The sequence below is a fragment of the Undibacterium sp. GW821-FHT11B02 genome (genome assembly GCF_058808955.1).
On sequence record NZ_JBXASD010000003.1, the window covers coordinates 313231 to 335792 of the forward strand.

Annotated in this window: 23 protein-coding genes; 11 read left to right on the top strand and 12 right to left on the bottom strand. The window is 50.8% G+C overall.

The window, feature by feature from the left end:
- Nucleotides 1-114: 114 nt before the first annotated feature.
- The 7 genes from AC1RVX_RS07550 to AC1RVX_RS07580 all read right to left on the bottom strand — a co-directional run bounded on the left by AC1RVX_RS07550 (nucleotide 115) and on the right by AC1RVX_RS07580 (nucleotide 10515).
- Nucleotides 115-2475: a glycoside hydrolase family 31 protein gene (locus AC1RVX_RS07550; RefSeq protein WP_493215951.1), complete on the bottom strand. Its 2361-nt coding sequence runs from the start codon at nucleotides 2473-2475 to the stop codon at nucleotides 115-117.
- Between the two features lie 158 nt (nucleotides 2476-2633).
- Nucleotides 2634-3941, bottom strand: coding sequence for a right-handed parallel beta-helix repeat-containing protein (locus AC1RVX_RS07555; RefSeq protein WP_493215952.1), 1308 nt, complete (start codon nucleotides 3939-3941; stop codon nucleotides 2634-2636).
- Between the two features lie 95 nt (nucleotides 3942-4036).
- Nucleotides 4037-5338 carry a right-handed parallel beta-helix repeat-containing protein gene (locus AC1RVX_RS07560; protein ID WP_493215953.1) on the bottom strand — a complete coding sequence of 434 codons (1302 nt, stop codon included), beginning with the start codon at nucleotides 5336-5338 and terminating at the stop codon, nucleotides 4037-4039.
- A gap of 195 nt (nucleotides 5339-5533) precedes the next feature.
- Nucleotides 5534-6388, bottom strand: a complete 855-nt coding sequence (gene lepB / locus AC1RVX_RS07565) for a signal peptidase I (RefSeq protein WP_493215954.1) — start codon at nucleotides 6386-6388, stop codon at nucleotides 5534-5536.
- A 63-nt stretch (nucleotides 6389-6451) separates the two neighbouring features.
- Nucleotides 6452-8005 (bottom strand): murein biosynthesis integral membrane protein MurJ, encoded by a 1554-nt coding sequence (gene murJ / locus AC1RVX_RS07570; protein WP_493215955.1) that lies wholly within the window; start codon nucleotides 8003-8005, stop codon nucleotides 6452-6454.
- Nucleotides 8006-8097: 92 nt separating this feature from the next.
- Nucleotides 8098-9567 carry a tetratricopeptide repeat protein gene (locus AC1RVX_RS07575; protein WP_493215956.1) on the bottom strand — a complete coding sequence of 490 codons (1470 nt, stop codon included), beginning with the start codon at nucleotides 9565-9567 and terminating at the stop codon, nucleotides 8098-8100.
- 66 nt (nucleotides 9568-9633) lie between these two features.
- A complete protein-coding gene (locus AC1RVX_RS07580; protein ID WP_493215957.1) occupies nucleotides 9634-10515 on the bottom strand; it encodes a LysR family transcriptional regulator in 882 nt (293 codons plus the stop codon).
- 139 nt (nucleotides 10516-10654) lie between these two features.
- Between AC1RVX_RS07580 and AC1RVX_RS07585 the strand changes: the two genes are divergently transcribed.
- The 6 genes from AC1RVX_RS07585 to AC1RVX_RS07610 all read left to right on the top strand — a co-directional run bounded on the left by AC1RVX_RS07585 (nucleotide 10655) and on the right by AC1RVX_RS07610 (nucleotide 16400).
- Nucleotides 10655-11080: a VOC family protein gene (locus tag AC1RVX_RS07585; RefSeq protein WP_493215958.1), complete on the top strand. Its 426-nt coding sequence runs from the start codon at nucleotides 10655-10657 to the stop codon at nucleotides 11078-11080.
- 63 nt (nucleotides 11081-11143) lie between these two features.
- Nucleotides 11144-12406, top strand: coding sequence for a cation:dicarboxylate symporter family transporter (locus AC1RVX_RS07590; protein WP_493215959.1), 1263 nt, complete (start codon nucleotides 11144-11146; stop codon nucleotides 12404-12406).
- 96 nt (nucleotides 12407-12502) lie between these two features.
- Complete coding sequence (locus AC1RVX_RS07595) at nucleotides 12503-12886, top strand: nuclear transport factor 2 family protein (protein WP_493215960.1); 384 nt, start codon at nucleotides 12503-12505, stop codon at nucleotides 12884-12886.
- A 260-nt stretch (nucleotides 12887-13146) separates the two neighbouring features.
- On the top strand, nucleotides 13147-14247 hold the full coding sequence (locus AC1RVX_RS07600) for a serine hydrolase domain-containing protein (protein WP_493215961.1): 1101 nt from the start codon (nucleotides 13147-13149) through the stop codon (nucleotides 14245-14247).
- 356 nt (nucleotides 14248-14603) lie between these two features.
- Complete coding sequence (locus tag AC1RVX_RS07605) at nucleotides 14604-15896, top strand: polymorphic toxin-type HINT domain-containing protein (RefSeq protein WP_493215962.1); 1293 nt, start codon at nucleotides 14604-14606, stop codon at nucleotides 15894-15896.
- A 9-nt stretch (nucleotides 15897-15905) separates the two neighbouring features.
- Nucleotides 15906-16400, top strand: coding sequence for a hypothetical protein (locus AC1RVX_RS07610; RefSeq protein ID WP_493215963.1), 495 nt, complete (start codon nucleotides 15906-15908; stop codon nucleotides 16398-16400).
- A gap of 146 nt (nucleotides 16401-16546) precedes the next feature.
- On the opposite strand, the gene AC1RVX_RS07615 is transcribed toward AC1RVX_RS07610, so the two are convergent.
- Together AC1RVX_RS07615 and AC1RVX_RS07620 are read right to left on the bottom strand one after the other, a co-directional pair.
- Nucleotides 16547-17005, bottom strand: coding sequence for a hypothetical protein (locus AC1RVX_RS07615; RefSeq protein WP_493215964.1), 459 nt, complete (start codon nucleotides 17003-17005; stop codon nucleotides 16547-16549).
- Nucleotides 17006-17110: 105 nt separating this feature from the next.
- The gene (locus AC1RVX_RS07620; RefSeq protein ID WP_493215965.1) at nucleotides 17111-17386 is read right to left on the bottom strand and encodes a hypothetical protein; all 276 of its coding nucleotides are present in this window, start codon (nucleotides 17384-17386) and stop codon (nucleotides 17111-17113) included.
- Between the two features lie 53 nt (nucleotides 17387-17439).
- On the opposite strand from AC1RVX_RS07620, the gene AC1RVX_RS07625 reads away from it, so the two are divergent.
- Nucleotides 17440-17640: a hypothetical protein gene (locus AC1RVX_RS07625; protein WP_493215966.1), complete on the top strand. Its 201-nt coding sequence runs from the start codon at nucleotides 17440-17442 to the stop codon at nucleotides 17638-17640.
- 49 nt (nucleotides 17641-17689) lie between these two features.
- Here the strand turns inward: AC1RVX_RS07625 and AC1RVX_RS07630 are convergent, their stop codons facing one another.
- From AC1RVX_RS07630 to AC1RVX_RS07640, 3 genes are all read right to left on the bottom strand, one after another.
- Entirely contained in the window at nucleotides 17690-18550 is an 861-nt protein-coding gene (locus tag AC1RVX_RS07630) for a TIGR02285 family protein (RefSeq protein WP_493215967.1), read from the bottom strand.
- A gap of 340 nt (nucleotides 18551-18890) precedes the next feature.
- Nucleotides 18891-19658 carry a type I methionyl aminopeptidase gene (map, locus tag AC1RVX_RS07635; protein WP_493215968.1) on the bottom strand — a complete coding sequence of 256 codons (768 nt, stop codon included), beginning with the start codon at nucleotides 19656-19658 and terminating at the stop codon, nucleotides 18891-18893.
- Between the two features lie 2 nt (nucleotides 19659-19660).
- The gene (locus AC1RVX_RS07640) at nucleotides 19661-19867 is read right to left on the bottom strand and encodes a ParD-like family protein (RefSeq protein WP_493215969.1); all 207 of its coding nucleotides are present in this window, start codon (nucleotides 19865-19867) and stop codon (nucleotides 19661-19663) included.
- A 105-nt stretch (nucleotides 19868-19972) separates the two neighbouring features.
- On the opposite strand from AC1RVX_RS07640, the gene AC1RVX_RS07645 reads away from it, so the two are divergent.
- The 4 genes from AC1RVX_RS07645 to AC1RVX_RS07660 all read left to right on the top strand — a co-directional run bounded on the left by AC1RVX_RS07645 (nucleotide 19973) and on the right by AC1RVX_RS07660 (nucleotide 22527).
- Nucleotides 19973-20464 carry a hypothetical protein gene (locus AC1RVX_RS07645; RefSeq protein WP_493215970.1) on the top strand — a complete coding sequence of 164 codons (492 nt, stop codon included), beginning with the start codon at nucleotides 19973-19975 and terminating at the stop codon, nucleotides 20462-20464.
- 23 nt (nucleotides 20465-20487) lie between these two features.
- Nucleotides 20488-20937, top strand: coding sequence for a DUF5675 family protein (locus tag AC1RVX_RS07650; protein WP_493215971.1), 450 nt, complete (start codon nucleotides 20488-20490; stop codon nucleotides 20935-20937).
- Nucleotides 20938-21296: 359 nt separating this feature from the next.
- Nucleotides 21297-21743 (top strand): hypothetical protein, encoded by a 447-nt coding sequence (locus AC1RVX_RS07655; RefSeq protein ID WP_493215972.1) that lies wholly within the window; start codon nucleotides 21297-21299, stop codon nucleotides 21741-21743.
- Between the two features lie 25 nt (nucleotides 21744-21768).
- Nucleotides 21769-22527: a hypothetical protein gene (locus AC1RVX_RS07660; protein ID WP_493215973.1), complete on the top strand. Its 759-nt coding sequence runs from the start codon at nucleotides 21769-21771 to the stop codon at nucleotides 22525-22527.
- The last annotated feature ends 35 nt before the right edge of the window (nucleotides 22528-22562 follow it).

The window sequence follows — 22562 nt, forward strand, 5'->3', positions numbered from 1 at the left end:
GGATTATTTCAAATTTTTACATTTAGATCATCGCATTGAAGATGGGATTGCCATTCAGCAACCCCATGTTGACTGGTCGTCGAATAGCAAAAATGTCTCCGGGCATGTTGAAGCTTACCTGCACCCCGGCAAAGCAATTGTCACCCTCTGCCCCGTATATTTTATATCCTGAACTGCCTTTGACACAGTAGAGGAACCAGCACAGGTGATTCGAAAAGCCCGGCTTTTACTCATGCCAGGAAACTGCCCGTCGCGTGGTGAAATGTTCAGGCTGTGTGTTGCGTCATGCCACACAAACTTGATCAGTGAAAACTGGCCTGCCTGATAGGCATAGCCATCTCCGGCGTCGTCATACAATTCAAACTGGCCGCTCTTGCCTGCATAGACGCGGATTTCTGTCGCTTCCTCACTCTTCTGGTCGGCGTATTGAATCACCGGCCCCAAGGGCAGGACGCTGCCCGCGCGTACTAACAAGGGGATGGTATCAATCTCAGCGGCTACAGTAATGGTCTGCCCGGCCTCATGACGTTGGCCGGTTTTGAAGTTGTACCAGGGATCAGTACCGGGCAAGTAGACGTTTCTGGCTTTGGTGTTGGGTGTGGTCACGGGTGCGACCATCAGCGCCTTGCCGAACATGTATTGATCGGGGATGTTGAGTGCCTGCACGTCGCTGCGGAAATCCATCACCAGTGGCCGCATCATGGTGCTCTTGTTGTGGGTCACATCCCACGATGTTGAATAGATGTAAGGGATGAGGCGATAGCGCAGCTTGTCGTAATCTATCAATATTTTTTGTGTCGCAGTATCAAACTTCCAGATTTCTTTACCAGCGGACGTGCCGTGAATACGGAACATCGGATTAAACGCAGCAAACTGATACCAGCGGGTGAATAATTCCGCATAGGCAGCATCAAGCTTCCCCGCGCCGAAAAAACCACCAATATCCACCGACCAGTAAGGTATGCCGGTGATGGAAAAGTTTAACGCTGCCGGTATCTGGCGACGCAATACATCCCAAGTGCCTTTCACGTCTCCTGACCAGGTGATGGCGGCATTGCGCTGTTGACCCAGATAGGCAGAACGGGTCAGGATAATCGGGCGTTTTTCGGGGATGTCTTTTCGCATGCCGTCAAACACAGCGGTGGTGTGCATCAATGGAAAGGCGTTATACACTTCAGCGCCAGGGCCTGCCGCTGTTTCTACCTTGCGCAGCTCGCCCCAATTGCCACCCAGTTCGCCTTCACTGGCATCCAGCCACCAGCCATCAAAGCCGATGCCACCTAAATTCTTCATGATCTGCGACCAGTAAATTTCCCGGCCTTTGGGACCATATGGGTCATACCATTTGCCTTTGCCTGCCGGATACACGTTGGGATAAACCGGTGGGAATATGGCACCCGCCTTGTCCAGTTCAGCGAGATTGGCTGTGCCGATATCAAACCGCGGCCAGACGGAAATAATGGCGTGGACATTCTGACCATGCAATGTAGCCAGCATGTCCTTGGGATCTGGATAGCGACTGGCCTCCATGACATGGCCACCCCAATTACCTGGTGCCCAATACTGCCAGTCCTGAACCACGGCATCAAAAGGGATCTTCAACTCGCGATATTTAGCGGCGATGCCCAATATTTCTGCCTGGCTGCTATAGCGTTCTTTGGATTGCCACAAGCCCCAGGTCCAGCGCGCCATCATGGGGGCATCCCCCGTCAGGCTGCGGTATTCGGCTATGATCTGGTCAGCATCTGGGCCGTAAATAAAATGGTAATCAATACCGCCACCCGCTTCTGAACGGATGCCCAATAAGCTATGGTTCTGTGGCAGGCGCACATCAAAATCGGTGACCGATGCATTGTTCCACAGTATGCCAAAGCCGTTTGACGACATCAGCATGGGGACGCCGACATCGGTATTCACCTGCTGCAGATGAACTGAACTACCCGTATAGTCCATCAAGCCATTCTGATGCTGGCCCAATCCATAAATTGCAACGCCATCATGAATGTCGAATTGCTGACTGACTGCCGATGTGGGAGTTGCTTGGTCTGCCAAAACACGCGGATTGCCGGGTTCATTCAATATTTCCTTACCAGACTGATCGTGGAAAGACAGTGTGCCCTTGTTACGGTCAATACGAACTTGCAGTAAATCTGTGGCAATTTGATAGAGGGACGGCGTTTCGCTGACGGTCCACTTGACTGTTGTTGGCTGAGCGATCACAACCGGATTATAGGTGCCAGGCCAGGCGGCATCCTGATGAAATCTGACCCGGATATCCCTTGCTGACCAGGGTTCCAGCGTCATCGTGCCTTGTGCTGTACGAGCAACGATGCCCGTTGGCGTCCTGGTTATGGTGACTGATGATATCGCCTGGTTCGTGTTGGCCGATGGCTCGGCTGCGGTTGCAATGAAAGGATTGCCGTATGTGGCTAACGCCAGGATGGCGATGCCCAGAGGCCGGACGCAAGGGGACATTTTTTCTCCACTATTATTTTATTGGGTGCTCCTACCCATAGAGAATAAAGGCTAACCACATGTCCACCTGAAATCCAATCACATTTTGCTTGCTGCTGATACCGATTCGGATATCAGTTTTAAATATCAGTTTTAAATATCAGTTTTAAATATCAGTTTTAAAACGCCCCCAGATCAGGTGCCGCCCCCTTGAAAGGCAGGTTGATGTTGGTACCCTTGTTTTTCAGCGCGCTGCCTGGTGCAAGGTGGAAATTGTTGAGTACGGGCAAACTGCCGTCGGCCTGTCTGGGTGCATCCCAACCTGTGGCGGAGGTATTTTGGAAGTCGGCTGCGGTGACGCTGACCGGCAAGTTCCATGAATTGAATTGATCGTCAGCACCGTTCATATTGGATAGCAAGGTGCCGCCGAAGGCGATGTTATTACGCAAGTTACCAAAATTGACTGGCTTGCCGTCTGCATCGATGCCCAGCATATTGAAATCTATACCGTTGTCAAAGCTGGTATTGTTGAAAAAGTCGTTCGCTAACGGATGGTGATTCGCGTAAAAACCTGAAACCTTATTATTGAACGCGACTGAAAAACGGATGGTGTGTTTGACTGCGTTGGGCACATATTTACCACCATAACCACCCAGCTTGAAGCCATTGCCATTACCAGCTGGCAGAGGTATGTTGGTGCCCGGCAGATAGCCTTGCGACCAGGTCCATGAATTTTCTATCAGTATGGAGGAAAAAGAATTGATCACATCAAAACCATCGTCCGAATTGGCCCATGCACGGCAACCACGAAATACATTACCGGGATTATCGGCTTTGACGTGAGCACCAAAACCATCTGCACTCTGCCCTGCACCATTGGACGTGTACGGGTCATAGTTGTGATGGGAATCGCTATTGAGAACCAGGTTATCACCACCGTTTTTGATGAACACGCCCGGCCCCATATTGTGATGGGTATTGAGCTGTTCAAAAATATTATGGCTGCCGTTGATCCACACGCCCCAAGATTCATGATTGAGGTGGTTCTCTGGCTGCTGTGGCACGCCAGTAATTTCCAACCCTTTCAGATGTACCCAGTTGGCAACGATGTTGAAGCCTTTGACGCGGCAATCATCTTTCATCTGTGAAAAATCAAAGATCGGTGTTTCACCGGGATAAGCCCAGTACTGAATCAGCTTGCCAGCACTGCCGCTTTTGTCCAGGGTAATGGCATTGACGGTATCCGTGCGGGTAGCGCAGGTGTTGACGCCCGCAGCGTAATGATAGTTGCCGCCCCTGAAGTAGATGGTGTCGCCCGCCACAGCACCTGTCTGGGCGCGGGCGATGGTTTTCCATGGTGCTTCTTTGCTGCCGGTTGCAGTATCGTCACCCGTGGGTGCCACATAATACGTCGCGGCATGACCTGCTGCTGAAAGACTTACCGTCAGGCTTAACATCAGGCTGGCTACTATGATTTGCTTGTTCATCTTGCGTTTACCTCTTGAGCACTTCCATGATTTAAAAGAGGCAAGGTATATGCGACGACCTATACCTTGCACTCTTCAATACTATTTAAGGTCCATCAGTTTTCAAACGCACCCAGGTCAGGCGCAGAACCATTGAAAGGCAAGCCAACATTAGTGCCTTTGTTGATCAGGTCGCTACCAACAACCAGGCGGAACTTGTTCAACACGGGCAAACTGCCATCGGCCTGCCTTGGTGCATCCCAACCGGTGGTAGCTATGCTCTGGAAATCTGCTGCGGTGACGGTAACAGGCAAGTTCCAGGAATTGAACTGATCATCTGCGCCCGTCATATTGGCCAGCAATGTGCCACCAAACGCGATGTTATTGCGCAGGGTGCCCAGATTAACCCCATTGCCGTTCACATCTATCCCCAGCATATTGAAATCAACACCGTTGCCATAGCTGGTATTGTTGAAAAAGTCGTTCGCTATAGGATGATGATTGGCATAGAAACCAGAAGCCTTATTATTGAAGGCGACCGAGAAACGTATGGTGTGCTTGGCAGCATTGGATACATACACACCACCGTAACCACCCAGCTTGAAGCCATTGCCGTTACCCGCAGCCAGAGGTGTCGTGGTGCCTGGCAGATAGCCTTGTGACCAGGTCCAGGAATTTTCTATCAGCACTGGCGAATACGAATTGATCAGATCAAAACCATCGTCCGAATTGTCCCAGGCGCGGCAGCCACGGAAGACATTGCCAGGGTTACCGGCTTTGACGTGGGCACCAAAACCGTCTGCACTTTGCCCCGCACCGTTCGAAGTGTAAGGGTCGTAGTTGTGGTGGGAATCGCTATTGAGAACCAGGTTGTTGCCACCATTCTGGATGAACAAACCCGGCCCCATATTATGATGGGCATTAAGCTGTTCAAAAGTATTATTGCTGCCGTTGATCCATACGCCCCATGATTCATGATTCAGGCGATTGCCAGGTTGTTGCGGCGCACCGGTCACTTCCAGCCCTTTCAAATGCACCCAGTTGGCAACCACATTGAAGGCTTTAACGCGGCAATCATCCGTCATTTTCGAGAAATCAAACACTGGTGTTTCACCCGGATAAGCCCAGTAACGAATCGGGCTGCCAGAGCTGCCGCTTTTGTCCAGCGTAATGGCGTTGACGATGTCGGTGCGGGTGGCGCAGGTGTTGATGCCCGCGGTGTAAATGTAGTTACCACCCCTGAAGTAGACGGTATCGCCAGCGGCTGCGGCTGTCTGGGCGCGGGCGATGGATTTCCATGGGGCGGTCTTGGTACCGGCAGCAGCATCGTTACCAGTGGGTGCCACATAATAGGTGGCGGCATTGCTTGCGGCAGATAAGCCCAACATCAGGCTTGCCAGTATGAGTTTTTTATTCATCTTGCGTGTCTCCTCTTTATACATCAACGATATACATCCACACATTTGAGGTGAATGCGTTAAGGATTCTTGGTGATCCTTGAGCGCATTATCGAACGTATATCGCCGAAATTGTACGGAGTTAACCCGCTTTTCCAATCATCTTGCTGATTCTTTTATCCTGCGGCACTAGTGAATTCTATCGATAGATGTCATTTATCTGACCACCAGGCCCAACCTGTCCCAGCGCACAGACGATACCCCATATGAAAACCAGACAAGTTCCACACGGGCATAGATTTTCTCGACGGGTACCGGGCCAAAGTGGCGGCTGTCGAGGCTATTATTACGGTTATCACCCAGCACAAAATAGCTGTCTGGTGGCACAGTAAATTGTTGATCACTTGCCTGATCAGGCTTGCTAAGATCACGAAAGGCATGCTGATCAGGAATCGCCTTGCCGTTGATCAGCACCCGGCCATCACGCATGGCTACCTGTTCACCCGGCAAACCCATGATGCGTTTGACGTATTTGACATCCGGCTGCGCAGGGTTCTGCAACACCACCACATCACCACGTTGCGGTACATGTCCACCAGCGTCACCAGATTCCCCTGACCCACTATAGGCCAGGGTATTGGCGATGAACTTGTCGCCAACCAGCAGCGTGGTTTCCATCGATGCACCCGGCACATTAAAGATGTCGTAGCCAAACAGGGTGCCGCGTAGCGACATGCAAAATTGCACGGCAGCGTACCCGAATAGAGCGATAGCAAGTAACACATACCAGCGCTGCAACCACCCACGTTCTGCCAGCGGATGACGCCGCGCCAATCTGAACACCATGATGGCCGCAGCAAACCAGAGACAGGTCAGCAGCAGTGTCACCAGAAAAAAACCAGCCGCAGAAAAAACCAGGCCAGCACGACCCGCAACCAGCAACAACAAGGGAAATAAAAGAATATTGGCCACCGCCAGTACCAGGCGGTTCAGATAGACAAAACCCAGTCCGGGCACAATGACATTCAGCATCATAGCCAGCCAGGGATTACGTTTGTACCTTGTATTCATCGCACGCTGTTTTTCTATGAGTGATATGTCACGGAGCAAAGTGCAGACAGGGGTTATGCATCATCATACCCTGGTCACTTTCTTGAAATCCCTGGGCCTGAAACCCATGGCTAGCAATGCTGCAAAATAAGTGACAGCACTGGAAACCAGCACCAGACCCAATGCACCAGCACGCAAGATGGGTGTGCCACGCATGGCCAGCCAGTGGAATTGCTGCGATGTCCACAAGGCCACACCCGCCATCAGGAACAGGGCAGCACACAGTTTGACCAGGAACATCAGCCAGCCTTTGTGCGGATGATAAATGCCGCGTTTGCGCAAGCCCGTGTACAGCAAGACGGCATTCACACAAGCACCCAAACCGACAGAAAGCGCCAGACCAGCGTGGGCAAAGTAAGGCACGAATACCATGTTCAGCAACTGGGTGACGATCATCACGGCAACCGCGATTTTGACCGGAGTGCGGATGTTTTGCTTGGCATAAAAACCGGGTGCCAGAATCTTGACGACGATCAGACCCAGCAAACCCAGGCCATAGGCGACCAGGGCGTGAGATGTCATCTGCACGGCATGGGCGTTGTATTTTTCATGGTGATACAGGGTGGCTGTCAGCGCTTCAGGGATGGTGGCCAGACCAACAGCGGCAGGCATGGCCAGCAAGAACGTCAGGCGCAAACCCCAGTCCAGCAGGGATGAATATTCTGCGGTATCGCCATCGGTATTGGCTTTGGACAGGCCCGGCAGCAAAATCGTGCCCAGCGCCACACCCAGCAAGGCTGTGGGGAATTCCATCAACCGATCAGCATTGGCCAGCCAGGTGACACTGCCTGCAGGCAGCCTGGAGGCGATACTGGTGTTGATGGCGATACTGATCTGTGTAGCAGATACCGCCAGAATGGCCGGCACCATATTGCGTACGATGCGGCGCACGCCTTCATCTTGCCAGGCAGTGCCGACACGCCAGCTAAGGGTAGGCAACATGCCCAGCCGTATCAGCGCTGGCACCTGCGCCACCAGTTGCAACACGCCACCAACAAAGACGGCAATCGCCAAGGCATAAATCGGCTGATCCAGAAACGGTGCCAAAAACAGGGAACCTGCAATCGATGCCAGGTTATACAGAACCGGCGTAAAGGCGGGCACCTTGAATTCGCGATAGGTATTCAATATACCGCCCGCCAGCGCCACCATGGACATGAAACCAATATACGGAAACATGATGCGTGTCATGACGATGGCGGCATTAAACACCTCTGGCTCACCGACTTTGCCGTTGGCCATGAAATACAGCAGTACTGGCGCACCGACAATGCCAAGTACACAGGTCAGCACCAGCGTCCAGGTCATGATGGTGGATACATGGTCTACCAGGGTCTTGGTGGCAGCGTCGCCCTGCTTTTCTTTGTATTCGGCCAGGATGGGCACAAAAGCTTGCGAAAACGCACCTTCGGCAAACATGCGCCGCAACAGGTTGGGAATACGAAAGGCGATGTTAAAGACATCCGTATAGGCATCGGCGCCAAAACGGGTGGCAATCAGCACGTCGCGCACCAGACCGGTGATCCGTGACAGCATGGTCATGCCACTGATGGCAGCAAGGGTTCTTAATAAATTCATGGTCCGGCATTATACTTTGTCATGCCGTCGGGGATGAAAAATGACCGCATAGAGGGCAGATATGAGTCTATTTTTAATACCAAATCAACAATTCAAGCCTTGTCAGCGCTTGCCGCCAGCAAAGCCAGTTGCTTGCTAACCTGCTGTATCACCCCAGCCCAGTCACCTGCCGTGTCTTGCCGGAACAGGCGTACCACGCCCGGATACCAGGGGCTGTCGTCGCGCTGTTTAAGCCAGCGCCAGTCTGGTTGATAGGCTGGCAGCATGATCCAGCAGCGCTTGCCCAATGCCCCTGCCAGATGTGCCACGGCGGTATCCACAGTCAGCACCAGGTCCAGTTGCGTGATGATGGCGGCAGTATCAGCAAAATCGTGGATGCGCGGGGCCAGGTCGGTCAGTTTCAAGGGCATGGCAGCGGTAGTTGTTGCGGTAGTTGTTGCATTCTCCCTTGCACTCAACTCCCCTGCTCCCTTTTGCAGGCTAAAGAAATGCACACCGGGGATAGCAGCCAGCGGCTGCAACACTTGCAATGCATGGATAGAACGATCTGCATCGTTATCAAATTGCACATTGCCCTGCCACACCACCCCAACACGCAAATCGCTTCCTGCCATACTGATGATGTCGGCATTGTCTTGCATGTCTTGTGGATCAGCATGCAAATACGGCAACTGCGCAGGTATATTGTCCAGGCGAGTACCAAACAGGTTGGGCAAGCTGAATGGTGCTACCCAATAATCCCAGTCATTGATGGCAAGGTCTTCATCAAAGGCCCATGCATTATCCAGACCATCCAAAGAGCTGAACAGTCTTTTTAATGCCGGGTGACACACACAACCGACACGCGCAGTGCCACGCCGCTTCAGCAGGCTGGCATAGCGGGCAAACTGTATCATGTCGCCATGACCAGATTCAAACAGGATGAGGATGGATTTACCGACCAGGTCTTGCCCCTGCCAGTGCTGTATGGATGGCTGGGATGGCTGATCGGGTAAATGATTTTTCAGGAGATTGTGCAAAATCTCCAGACTGTCACGCGCTTCCAGCATGTGCCAGCCTTCTTCATAGCGCCCCTGGCGCAGCAGCAGATATGCCAGATTGTATGCCGCCTTGCGATAATCCGGTGCCAGCGCCAACGCCTGCCGGTAACAGGCTTCAGCCTCGTCTTCACGCTGCATGCTGACCAGCATGACACCAAAATTGGACAAGGCCGCCACCCTGTTTGGGTCTTGCGCCAGTATCTGGCGATACCCCTGTTCTGCCTCCACAAACCGCTTTTGCGCGGCCAGCATGACGGCAAAGTTCAAGGCAATGTGCAGATTGTCAGGAGCCAGTTGCAGGGCCTGCAGATACGCTGGCTCTGCCTCCGCATATCGTCTTTGCTGTACCAACAACCAGGCAAGATTGGCATGCACTTCAGCCAGATCAGACTCCAGTTGCAGGGCTTGCCGGAAAGCGGCTTCAGCAGCATCCAGCTGGCCTTGCGCCATCAGGTCATTGGCCTGGTAAAACAGGGTTTCGGCAGTGATGGCGGTAGCGGCAGTGTCAGTATCTGGGTTCATGCAAGAGGGCCTGTTCAAATAATGTCATGGCGCTGGACATTATAGCCTGCCGGTTTGTCATCGCTGCTAGCGGGATTCGGGGGAATCTGGTGCAAGGTCGCTGATCAGTTGCACCAACGTGCGCGCAGGGGCACTCAGGTTAGCCTGCGTCCTGTGCACGAGCCCGATGTCGCGATGAAAGGTGTGCGCCCCAAGATCAATGGCCCGTACCGCCGCCGGCCAGCGCTTTTGCGCTGCCGTCTGTGGCAGCAAGGCCACGCCAACGCGGTTGGCGACCAGTTTAACGATCGCATCCAGTTCATCCACCTCACATACCTCTTGTACTGGCAGATGCAACTTTCGCAGGAAACGATCTACCTGTCGCCCGCCGAATGAAACACGGTCATAACGAACGAAGGGTTGGTGCGACAACAATTCCATCCAGTCGTCCCCCGGGGTATCGCGCGGAACGATGAGCCGGAACGGCTCACGCGCTAGTGTCGTCCAGCGTAAATCGCTCTGTAGCGAAAACGGTGGGCGAATGATGGCTGCCATGTCGATTTCACCTGCATCCACCATGTTGAGCAAGGCCATGGATAAGCCTGGCAAAACACGCGTGCGGCACCCCGGGCATTGGCGATGCAACGCTGCCAACGCATCTGGCAACAGAGAGCGTTGCACAGAGGCGATTGCGCCAACATTTACCACCGTCGCCGGGCCACCTGCCGTGGTTGAACCCAGATTGTCGTAAAGACGTATCAATTCTTGTGCTTGTACCAGTATCTGGTGACCCATCTTGTTGAGGCGGGCCGAGCGCCCTGCCCGGTCAAACAAAGGGAAGCCGAGTTCATCCTGAAGGCGCTGCATCTGCGCGCTGACTGCTGCCTGTGTCAACCCTATCTTGTCGCCCGCGGCGGCAAAAGTACCCTCCCGCGCAACGGCCACCAGGGTTTTCAGCTCACGCATCATTCATCAATCCTTTTTGTGTATTTCAAAAATATATATTGATATTATTTCTTAATCTGGACTTCTACAATAGGTATCAGCGACATGCACATCTGACCGTTGTCACTGCACAACCCAATAAACCACCACCCGGAGAACATCAATGAATCTGTCACCTTTCCACCTGGCCATCCCCGTCTACGACCTGCCGGCTGCACGGCGCTTTTATGGCGAAGTCTTCGGACTGGAGGAAGGCCGATCCAGCACGCAATGGGTGGATTTCAATTTTTTCGGCCATCAGCTAGTCATACACGAACATCCTAAAACAGCTTCGCAAGAGCAGGTGCACTCCAACCCCGTTGATGGTCACGACGTGCCAGTTCCGCATTTCGGTGTGGTACTGGGGTGGCAACAATGGGAAGCCCTGGCCGAACGCCTGAAGTCATTCGGCACCAAGTTCGTGATCGAACCCTACATCCGTTTCCAGGGCCAGGTCGGCGAGCAGGCCACCATGTTCCTGTTTGATCCTTGTGGAAACGCTCTTGAATTCAAGGCTTTCCAACATATCGACCAGCTTTTCGCAAAGTGAAATGAATTGAATGGCACGAGCATCAACTCGTGCCATTCTCACTATAAAAAAAAGGGGACAAGTATGAAACGAATTTCTTTGGTTGTTCAAATTCTCACGGGACTGGTGCTAGGCATCCTCGTCGGATGGTATTTCAACACCAATCCACTACATCAGGCATGGGTAACGGCCGAAGTATTGAAGCCATTGGGCGACATCTTTATCAGGATGATGAAGATGATCGTTGTGCCCATCGTCTTTTGCTGCATGGTGCTGGGCATCGCAGGCGGTGACAATAAATCATTTGGTCGCATGGGAGCGAAATCGCTGGGCTATTTCTTCGCTATTACCAGTCTGGCGATAGTGATCGGCTTGCTGCTGGCGAACCTGCTTCAGCCAGGTATTGGCACCGACATTTCAGGTATGGTGCACGGCGGGTCCGCAGTGAAGATAGAACCAACCAAGGGCGCACTGGTCATCCTGCAAAACATCGTGCCGGAGAATATCTTTATGGCGCTGTCAGAAGGGAAATTGCTTTCCATACTTTTTTTCGCCGTCCTGTTCGGCTTGTCCCTTAATTCTCTGCCGAGAGAGAAGAGTACCCCGGTTGTAGCGGTGCTGCAAGGCGCACTGGACGCAATGTTCAAGGTAGTGGGCATCGTCATGGCCTATGCGCCGGTCGGTGTCTTCGGCATGATAGGTGCCACTGTTTGTACCTTCGGTTTTGCCTCGCTGCTTCCTCTGTTGAAGCTGATAGGTGTCGTCTACCTCGCACTCATCGTTTTTGCTGTGCTTGTGCTGGGCGGCATATGTTATCTGATCGGTGAAAACTTGTTCAAGTTGATCCGTTATTTCCGACACGAACTACTGCTCGCGTTTTCAAGTGCAGCATCAGCCGCAGTCATGCCACAGTTGATGGGCAAGTTGGAAGCGTATGGCGTTCCGCGTCGTATCGTCAGCTTTGTTGTTCCCGTCGGCTACGCATTCAATCTGGATGGCGCATCGATCTTCCTGGGGGTTGCGACCATCTTCATCGCGCAGTTGTACGGCATCGACCTGACCGCAACACAACAGGCGCTGCTGGTCATCACTATGGTGTTGACATCCAAGGGAGCCGCAGGCGTGCCCGGTTTTGCCATCATCATTCTTTCGGCCACCTTGGCATCCGCTGGCCTTCCGTTGGACGGAGTTGCATTGATTGCCGGAATATTCAGAATCATTGACAGCGGAACCACGACTCTCAATGTCCTTGGAAACGCCATTGCCCCCCTGGTGATTGCCTGGTGGGAGAAGGAAGAGATAAGCCGGCCTGGTTTGAGTCGAGTCGGCAGCGAAACGATGCTTTGATGTGCAGTCATTACAAAACTGCCACTATCTATCCAATTCCGGCATATCAATGCAAGGGAAACATTTTCCAGTTTTTAATTTACAAAGGATTAAATCATGAACAAATCTACCTACGTGGAAGAATACAACGCCATCATTGAAGTGCTAAACAAATACAATACAGGCGGGGCCATGGCAAACAGCAGCATCATGAAGCCAGCTTTCAATGAGCAGGCCACCATTTTCGGCGTTGACGATGACAACAAACTGACAGGAGGTCCTATTCAGGGCTTGTTCGACACGATTGATAGCGTGTTCCGTCCATCGCCTGAATCCAGTGCGGCTATCGTTCGTATTGACATTGTGGGCACGGCTGCCAGCGCACGCATTGATACCGATAATATCTCGGGCTTTTGCTTCACAGATTTTTTCAATTTGCTAAAGGTACAGGGCAAGTGGACGGTGATCAGCAAGATCTATCACACTCACCAAAGCACCTGACACAGATGTGCCAATGACCTGAACTATTTATGAAATGAGTTCTGGCAGTTCAGGCTGAAGGGATTGTAGAAATTTCAAAAATACCTGGCTGGTAATCAAGCATATAAATTATTGTACAAGGTGATGACTTCACTTTTAATCGGTTGCCAGATAGTGAGTCATCATTCCATAGCCCATTGAGCCTGCACTTTTGTTACACTGTACACCAAGCTAATGCCGTAGTTATCTTGCCAAAACCAGTCTCTTGCACGGAACATTTCATGTCATCCATTCGCACAAACGCTTGCACAACCACCCGGACAATACTGACTGCCCTCGTTTTGCTGGCCGCACAGTTCACCACCGCCCACAGTGTTGCCGCCCCAAATGGCAACACCCCCAGCCTGGAAGTGGCAGTCAAAAACCTGAAAAACAGTGGCTTTCAGGGCATCGTCTTTGCTGCACGCGGCGATAAAATCTTGCTGGAAAAAAGTCTGGGGGCCGTCAAGGACAGCAAGCAAACCTTCCGCTTTGCCTCCATCACCAAACAAATGACAGCCATCCTCGTCATGCAGGAAGTCGAAGCTGGCAAGCTGCAACTCGATCAGCCACTGGGTACCTACTGGCCCGACTACCCCAACCCGCAGGCACGTGCCGCCACCTTGCGGCAACTACTGACCCATTATTCGGGTCTGTACAACGACATGACCACCCCGGCTTTCCACATGCTCAACGCCAACAGCGGCGACGACATCCAGAAATTTGCCACTGGTATTTGCGCTGGCCCCAGCAATGCCGCCCCCGGTGCCAAGTTTGATTACAATAATTGCGATTACATTGTACTGGGTGCATTGCTGGAAAAAACCACCCAGCAAAGCTTTGTCACGCTGCTGCAACAACGCATCTTCACCCCCGCTGGCATGAACAACGCCAGCTACTACACCGCCGCCCTGCCCGACGCCAAACAGCATATCCATGGCAACCTGGGCGGCAAGCCCGAACCCGAAGTCAACTTTGCCAGCTACGGCCCGGCCGGTTCCAGCTTTGGCACCTTGAAGGACCTGTACGCCTTTGACCTGGCCTTTATCAACAACAAATTGCTATCGCAAAAAAGCCGTGACGAGATGGTTAAACCAAATGCCGTCGGTGGTGCCATCGGCGTCTGGTCTTATCCATTCAAAGGCGTGGATGAACGCAACCCCACCATCATCGTCGAACGCCAGGGCTGGATAGCTGGCGTCCGCATCCTCAACCTCGTGGATTTGCAAACCCAGAACATCCTCATCCTGGTCAGCACCAACGGCGACCTGGACCTGAGCCAAACCTGGGCCAATCAGGGGCCAGCAGCGGAAGTGTTGAAGGCGTTGATTGTGGCGAAGTAGAGGGAATTGGGACTCTATTCCATTGCAATTGCCATAAAAATCGTTGAAAAATTAAGTTGCAGGACGTAAAAAAAATTGCGAGGATGCGTTTATCTATAGAAAGAAAATTATGGCAAGTAAGCGATTGCTAATCACCCTTACGCTTGCTGCCCGCTTCGTCAAAGCACGACGACCAAAAGTCAAACACCAGATATCATTGCTACAATGAAGATAACCAATACTCAGTCGGCAGCGTTGAGAAAATGGACGATGGGCAGTTTAAAGAGTGTGTGGCCGTGCCGAATCAGGCACCGCAGTAGCGTGCAATTGAACGAAAAAAATTACATTGAACTCTACTTGTTGAAGGCGTCGACAAAATGCAGAAAGCTGAAAATTCTGACTTCCAGCCAATGATCAACGAGGACAGAGATGACGGGGCGAATGTGTTAGATCTGTCTTATGTTTTTCCAAAATCAGTTAATTGCGGTTTTGTTGCAGGTACCTTAGTTCAAACTGTAAATGGCAAGGTTTCAATTGAAAGTCTTCGAGTTGGCGACTTGGTTTTATCTCAATCAGAGATAGGCGATGAACTTGCATGTAAGAAGGTTGTTAAAACATTTTCCTTTAATAAAAAGGAAGTTTTTCTCTTAAGATTCGCGACAGCAAACTTTGTTGATCAGCTTGCTGTAACCGGGAATCAACCATTTTTCGTAGTTAGTAAAGGTTGGACAAATGCAAGGAATCTTGAGTCCGGTGATTTATTGATCTTAGCCGATGGTTTGACAGTATTTGTTTTTTGTGTTGCCCCAATATTTCGCACTGAACAAGAGAATGTTGGTTGGGCACAGGGAATTCATGGTGTCAAAGCAAACGATTGGAGCGGCGATATTGTCGATCTTCGAAATAACCAAATATGTTTTGGTGATGAAGGTGTGCAAAATATTGAAATTTACTCAAGTGGAAGCCCTTATCTGAACCAACAGATTTTTAATATTCAAGTTGAGGAATTTCAAACATTTTACGTTGGTGAACTTGGTGTATGCATTCGCCAAGGTTCAAATAATGGGACTGAAAAAGATTCAGAATTTGGGACGCCTACTACAACTAATCCCGCAAGCTTGAAAATAAATGATCCCATGTCCCGCGCCTGCTTCTTATTGGGTACATATGTACATACCATATATGGTTGGTCAGAAATTCAAGACATTGAAGTCGGTTTGCTTGTGCTATCCCGTTGCGAAAAAACTGGTGTACAAGCGTATCGCCCAGTAATGAAGTGCGCTGCGTATGAAAATAATGAGGTGATAGATGTCCAATGGAGGAATGAGAAAGGTGATATTGAAGTAGTGGGCACAACATCTCAGCAACTATTTTGGGTAAACGGGATTGGTTGGGTGGCAGCTGGACAACTACTGCCAGGTTATGAACTGGAAATTTGCAATCCGCGAGGATCAAAAAACACCGAATCAGCTCGTACCAGCGAAAGATGGCAAGCCACAGTAATTGGCACGAAGGTAGATACCCACAGAAATTGGCCGGTCTACAATCTTGAAGTACAGGAATTTCAAAGTTACTTTGTTGGCTATTTGGGTGTTTGGGTAAATAGCACTCAAGGGCTAGAAGTCAACACTAACTTTCCTACATTCCCAACCGCGAGTGCGATTACGTAAAGAAAATTCATGACCGTAAGAATAATTTTTTTAATAGCAATTTTAAGCTGTTTCACACATGCAAATGCTCATTCAATAGTCACAATGTGCGGAGAAGATGAAACTGTCGTCTTTAGTTGTGATTCAAAAGAGAAGAGGTTAGCAATATGCATTGCCGACGACGTAGCATCCAAACAACCGATACTAAAATATCGACTAGGTGACAATTCATTTAAGCTTGAATTTCAATACCCAAAGAATGGACAGGGAAAATTTTTCATTAGTGACAAACGATCTGCCAGAGGCAGAGAGGATAGGTTGCGATTTGTAAATGACGAATTTACTTATGTTGTGTATAGCATTTCTGATGCAGACACTGACAATTACGCAGGCGTAAATGTTTTCAGAAATAAGAAAAAAGTTGGCAGCGTAAGTTGTGATTTGAGAGAAGAACCATGGCATATTTATTTGCCCAGAAGTTTCGCTCAAAAAGAACCGTATGACGGGAATTTGAAAACTCCATAAAGTAGCAGGTTTGAAATGTGTACATTTTTAGACCTGTGCGCAAAAAGGCTAGTACCCAACATACAATGCATTGCAACTTCACCTTACTGCCTCACAAGCGAAAAGACTCGATTGAGTTTGATTTCCGGTGAACATGTCATTTCCGATTATTGATTTTTACCACGCAGTTCGAGTGCGACTTCGCGGCACATGCCAGCCTTGCCGTTGCGCTTTGCATCAACGCGCCGCTGAAAAAGAGCCTGAAGCTGCGGGTCGCTCTCAATGCGAGATATCATTGGCAAGTTGTGCGAGCGCCACACATCATAGGGTTCGGCCATCTCGTTTCGCCATATTGTAATAGCGTCCGCACATGCTCTATAGGTCGACATGAACTCGATCATGCGATTGACCTCGGCGCTAGGTGCGGCAGAAGCTGATGCTGAAGTAGAGATAGACGCAGATGCATCGGTTCGCGGCTTAAGCGCGTCCTGCTTTGCGCTGTTTGCACAGGGTTCGGATTGGTAAGCGGTTTTTCCGTCCTGCACACATTTATACATGGTTTGCGCAACACCGCATGCCGGGGCGAATGCGGTCAGCATGACCAAGATGGCAGTTATTGTTTTCATTGCTTCCTTTCAGTGATCTAGTCAGGTCTAACATTCACGCATTTTGGACCCTGCGAGCGACTACGTGCGAATTGTACTTGGGGTTACAAATGGTTGCGTCTGCTTTCACACTGACATTTTTACAGTTTTTTTATTTAGCTCCGGCAAAATAAACTCATCAATTCTTTCATCAGGGATTTCACCGCTTGCCCATCCAGGAATCGGTAAAACCTGCTTCAAAGACAAATCAAACGCTTCTATAAAATATTTCATGGCAAAAAATCCAAGCCCCTCATCTTCGCATTGACTCTTAATATACCGAAGCATCTCAGAGGGCTTTTTGCCTGATGTCCTGAGTTTTCTTAATTCGTCAATTACTTCTGGCTTCAAAAAAACCATCATCGACACTCCATTTATTGTAGTTTATTAAAACAGCGAGGTCATAGTTTAACTTCATGCATTTCCCAGCTTGCGGGCGATTACACCTTGCTAATCGCCCTTACGCCGCTGGCGTCCGCATCCTCAACCTGGTAGATTTGCAAACCCAGAACATCCTCATCCTGGTCAGCACCAACGGCGACCTGGACCTGAGCCAAACCTGGGCCAACCAGGGGCCAGCGGTGGAAGTGTTGAAGGCGTTGATTGTGACAAAATAAGGGAGCAGATCAACACGGCAGGCGAAAGGCTGCGATTCAGCCATGAAGGTTACTTTTCATCTTGAAACAGGGTATCGTAGTTTCTGCGGATTTCGCGCACGCCGTCTTCGTCGTACCATTTCTCCATCATTTCACGATATTCCGGTTTCGTACGCTCTGCACGAAGTATGGCGTTGATATCTTCAATGACGCGCTTGCCCCAGTCGTTCTTTGGACATGCCACCCGGATTATGTAAGGGTGCCCTCCTTCACGGATGGGTAGCGTCATCACCTTCTCTTGCTGACCCAACTGCCTTGCTGTATAGGAGGCCACGACGGGGGACTCGATCAGGTAGTCGAACCGATTGGCCAGCAACATCTTCACGGCTTGGCGCGTGTTCGGATGCGACGGCGTCAATGTCTGTTTTTTCAGTAGTCGGTCGACCATAGGGCCGTAGGATCGCCGAAGCTCCTGGCTCAGCCGCAACGACCGGTCTGCGAGCAGTGATTCGAGTGCCAGAGGGGTTCCGAATTGTTCGAATTGTGCGCGCTGGTCTTTCCGGATGACAATTGCGTTTGGCAACACGATCAGCATGGGCATCGAAAAATAAGCCCATTCTTCGCGTTCGGGCATATGGATGAACTGTGTACACCAATGGTAGCCGTTCTGCATCGTTGCTGTCACACGTGCTATGGGGACAGTGACTTCCTGGTGCTCGTAACCGGTCAGGCGGTTTTCCAGAAAACGGGTGAATTGATCTTGAATACCGCGTCCTGTATCTGGTCCGTCGCTGATCCAGAGCGGGGGGATGTTGAACATTCCCCATGTGATCGTATCCTTGGCCGACGCACTGTCTATCGGCGCGAACAATACCGGCATCAGCCAGGCGATACCCAACAGGATGCGCCGCGCGGCTCTAAACTGCGCCATCTGCTCTCCCAATGAAATTAAATGCACGAACCTTGCTCAAGGTCCGGGGTCTGCCATGAACTCCCAAAAGGGCTTGCTAGTCTCGAAATGGGCGATCTACTGCGGATAGTCGGGGTATGTGAACCCATTGTAGGCACTTGGCCATTTTTTAGCAATTGCTAAGAAAATCAAGTGACAGCCGGGGCTGATCATAAGCTGAACCAGACCTGGGCCAACCAGGGGCCAGCAGTGGGAGTGCTGAGAGCACCAATTGTGACGTAATAAGAGATGACGAACTTGCGTCAATCAGCGTGGCAACTTTATGGCTGAGGCGTCATTTCACCGACCTCTTTTCATCAACTCAGTCCGGCATCTTTTCCTCGGGGCGCAAGGTCAAGACCCGCACGCCGTTTCGGGTTACGGCGACGGTATGTTCGAATTGCGCTGACAGTTTTCCGTCACGCGTGACGACCGTCCAGCCATCTTCTTCGGTCTCAACGGTACGCCGCCCCTGGTTAAGCATAGGTTCGATGGTGAACACCATTCCTTCTTGCAGCATCAGGCCCGTTCGCGGATTTCCCCAATGCAGCACTTGGGGAGGCTCATGCATTTCACGTCCAATGCCATGCCCGCAATATTCCTTGACGACCGTATAACCGTTTCTGCGGGCGTGCCGCTCGATCGCATGCCCCACATCGCCAAGCCTGGCACCGGGACGAACGGCCTTGATTCCTTTCCACATCGCTTCATAGGTCACTTGCACTAGCCGTTTAGCCAGTGGCGGTACCTCACCAACAAGATAAGTTTTGCTGGAATCGGCGATGTAGCCATTTTTCTCTAAAGTGATATCGAAATTAACGATATCGCCGCTTTGCAATATCTCTGTCACGGATGGAACGCCGTGGCACACCACGCTGTTGCGGGAAGAATTAAGCGCGTAGGCATAGCCATACTGCCCTTTGCTTGCCGGGCGCGCCTTGAGCTCATTCACGATGAAACTATCGACCAGATCATTGACCTGCATGGTAGTCATGCCGATCAGATGCAGACTGTCCAAATAGCCAAACACATCCGCCAGCAACTTGCCGGACTCTGCCAGCAAGCTAATTTCTTCTGGTCGCTTGGTCATGCCTACGCCACCCTGACAGCTTGCGCCACGATGCCCGCAGCTCGCAGTTCACGATCAACGATCTCATTAAAACTCTGCGTCGGATTCATTTCGCACATCATGCCAATCTTGATCCAGAAGGCCGCTTGTCCATTGATTGAGCGACACGACACTGCGCTCGCCTTGCGTAGTTGATCGTGCAAATCATCGTCGATATTCACAATGCCCATAATACACTCCATACATGAAACATATACGAATTATATACACACCTCCAATGACAGCACAAGTGATCTTTGCCGATTCTGGGGCGTCCCGGAAAATGGGCAAATCGTATGCGGAACCAGCCCTCGATCACAAAAGTCGACAAAACCTTATGTGAAGGGGCAACCGAAATTAAGCTTGGGGAAGTGGTCATTTTTTCGCCGAACGAAATTGCATCCACGCCACCTGACCGCTATGGTTTAACATACGGAACACTGATGGTGCCCTATAAATATCATGTGGGATCCAAAAACTTCAGCGGAGCAACTTCAATCGGTGGTTATGCGGACTACCGACAAGAAAAATCCGGCCTGGGTTTAGGCTTGCAATTTATAGGCTTCGTGGGAGCCGGCCAGATTCCAGTAACACAGAGCGTCAATGGTCAAAACAAAACGCAAAATCTGACAGGTTTTAGTTATGGCATAGGCTTACTCGGTACCTTAAAAGACAAATTCCACATGGGCCTGATTTTGGGAGCAGACCGTGTCAACTCAGATGCCGGATACAAAGACAATGGCAAACCCTGGCTAGCGCTTAAAGTGGGTTATGCCTTTTCCAACTGAATACCATTATTCTGGAGAAATACATGAAAATAGTAGTCGATCGTTTCATCTCTGACGATGAAACCACCATCAGCCATATCACCGTGGATGGCCGTTTTGTCTGCTTTGGTCTGGAAGACGAATACCGCGTCACAAAACTGGTGAATGAAACCCGCATCCCCGCGGGTACTTATAAAGTGGGGCTGCGTACCGAGGGTAAGCACAATGAGCAGTACAAAATACTGTTCCCGGATATCCATCGCGGCATGTTGCAGATCCTGAATGTGCCGGGTTTTGAATATATCCTTATCCACTGCGGTAACACGCAGGCAGATACATCGGGCTGCCTGCTGGTGGGGACCAGTGCTGTCACGGACAAACACAATATGTCCATAGGCAACAGCCGTGTTGCGTACAAGCGCTTTTATCCTATCGTTGTAGATGATGCAGCCAAGGGGACGCTGCAAATCCAGTTGATCGATAACGACAGATAAACACCTCCCCTGCCATTACGCAGATAAAAGCAAAGCACCAGGTCTGCATGAATCCATGCAGACCTTTTTTTAATTTCCCCGACACTTTTCACCACACCTGTAACGTTTAATTACACAATCATCTATCGCAATTGATTAATTAACATGTCCTTACAATTATAATATCCTGTTATGAGGCAGGCACACGCCCTGCTTGGGCAAGCAATCCCCTTTTTTAAACCCAAACGCGAGGTCCATGCAAGATGTTGTCTTTACTAAAGCTGAATTTTGTCAGGAACGTGTTGATCGGTTGCTTTTTGCTTTACCTGATAAGCAAAGTCACCAGCACCCAATACATTATAAATATCTTAGGGCTGCCGGTGCTACTGTGGATAGCAGGCAATGTCATCTATGGGCTGGGACATAACCGGCGTGAGCGCAAGAAGTTTGAGAAAAAAGTCCATGCCTTTTGCAAGTTCACCGACGACAATTGCCTGGACATCTGTGACGGCAGCGCCATCGCCCTCCATTACGACAGCAAGACCATTTACCTGATTAACACCAAGGCCCAAATCGCGCTGCAACCAGAACAGATCTTGCGCTGGGAAATCGGCATGGCCCGTGATGAGATCAAAGCCACGCTTACCTCTGCCACTGCCTATACGCCAAGCAGCGCAACCGTAACGCAACGACAAGGCGGCGTGTCCCACGTCACTTTCTGGATAGGGAATGGTGCCTACAGCGTCTTTACCGTGCTGGTCTCATCTGAGGCCATCGTCAACAGGCTCAAGCATTTTTCGCTGGTCAACAATATTGCCATCGTCTGATTCTCTTTTAGCCTTGATACCCAATATGAAGACTTTACGCCTTGCCTTGTGCGTGGCAACAGCTGGCATGACCATGGCCAGCCACGCCCAGACCTGGACGGACATGCCTGCCATGGACACCAAAACTGATGTCATCACCCAGCGCGCCGACAGCCCCATCTACGGCCGCATGGCCAGCGACCCGGCGTTTCGCACATTTGCCCACGACGCCATCAACGTCAGGGGTGAAAAACTGAATTACGAACTGGTTCTGGAATCCCGCGCCGCCTTGTTTACCATGCGTGACCTGCGCAAAGTGTATGAAACCCGTGCCGGTAAATACTATGCCAGCTACTGGGTCAAAGAAAGCCGCAATTACCGCCGCATGCCCTTCCGTCGCAACGCCTATATGGCATTGATCGTGGTAGACACTGTGCCTGCAGACCAGAACAACCCTCAGTTCAAGGCCGTTGCCAGCAAGCTGCCCTACGTGGTGTACCAGATCAAGTGGGATCAGCCAAAGAGCAATGACTATGGCACGATACGGGTAGATGACAGCGGCTCTGCCGTCAAATGGAATTGCAAGACCAAGGACGGCCGCAACATGCCGACCATGCTACAAACCATGATCATCCACAAGCCCAACTTCGAAAAAGAAACCGAGTATTATCACACCGCGTATTACGTCACCGACGACGGTCTGCTGAAAGACAACGGCTGGGGCAAATCCAACATCTGTTCATCCCGCAGCGTGGGGCCTGATGATGAGGTGTCGAAGTGGGTGAGATTTTTTGGCGGGGAGTGAGGCTAGAATTCAAGATACGTTCAACAAATTGAAAT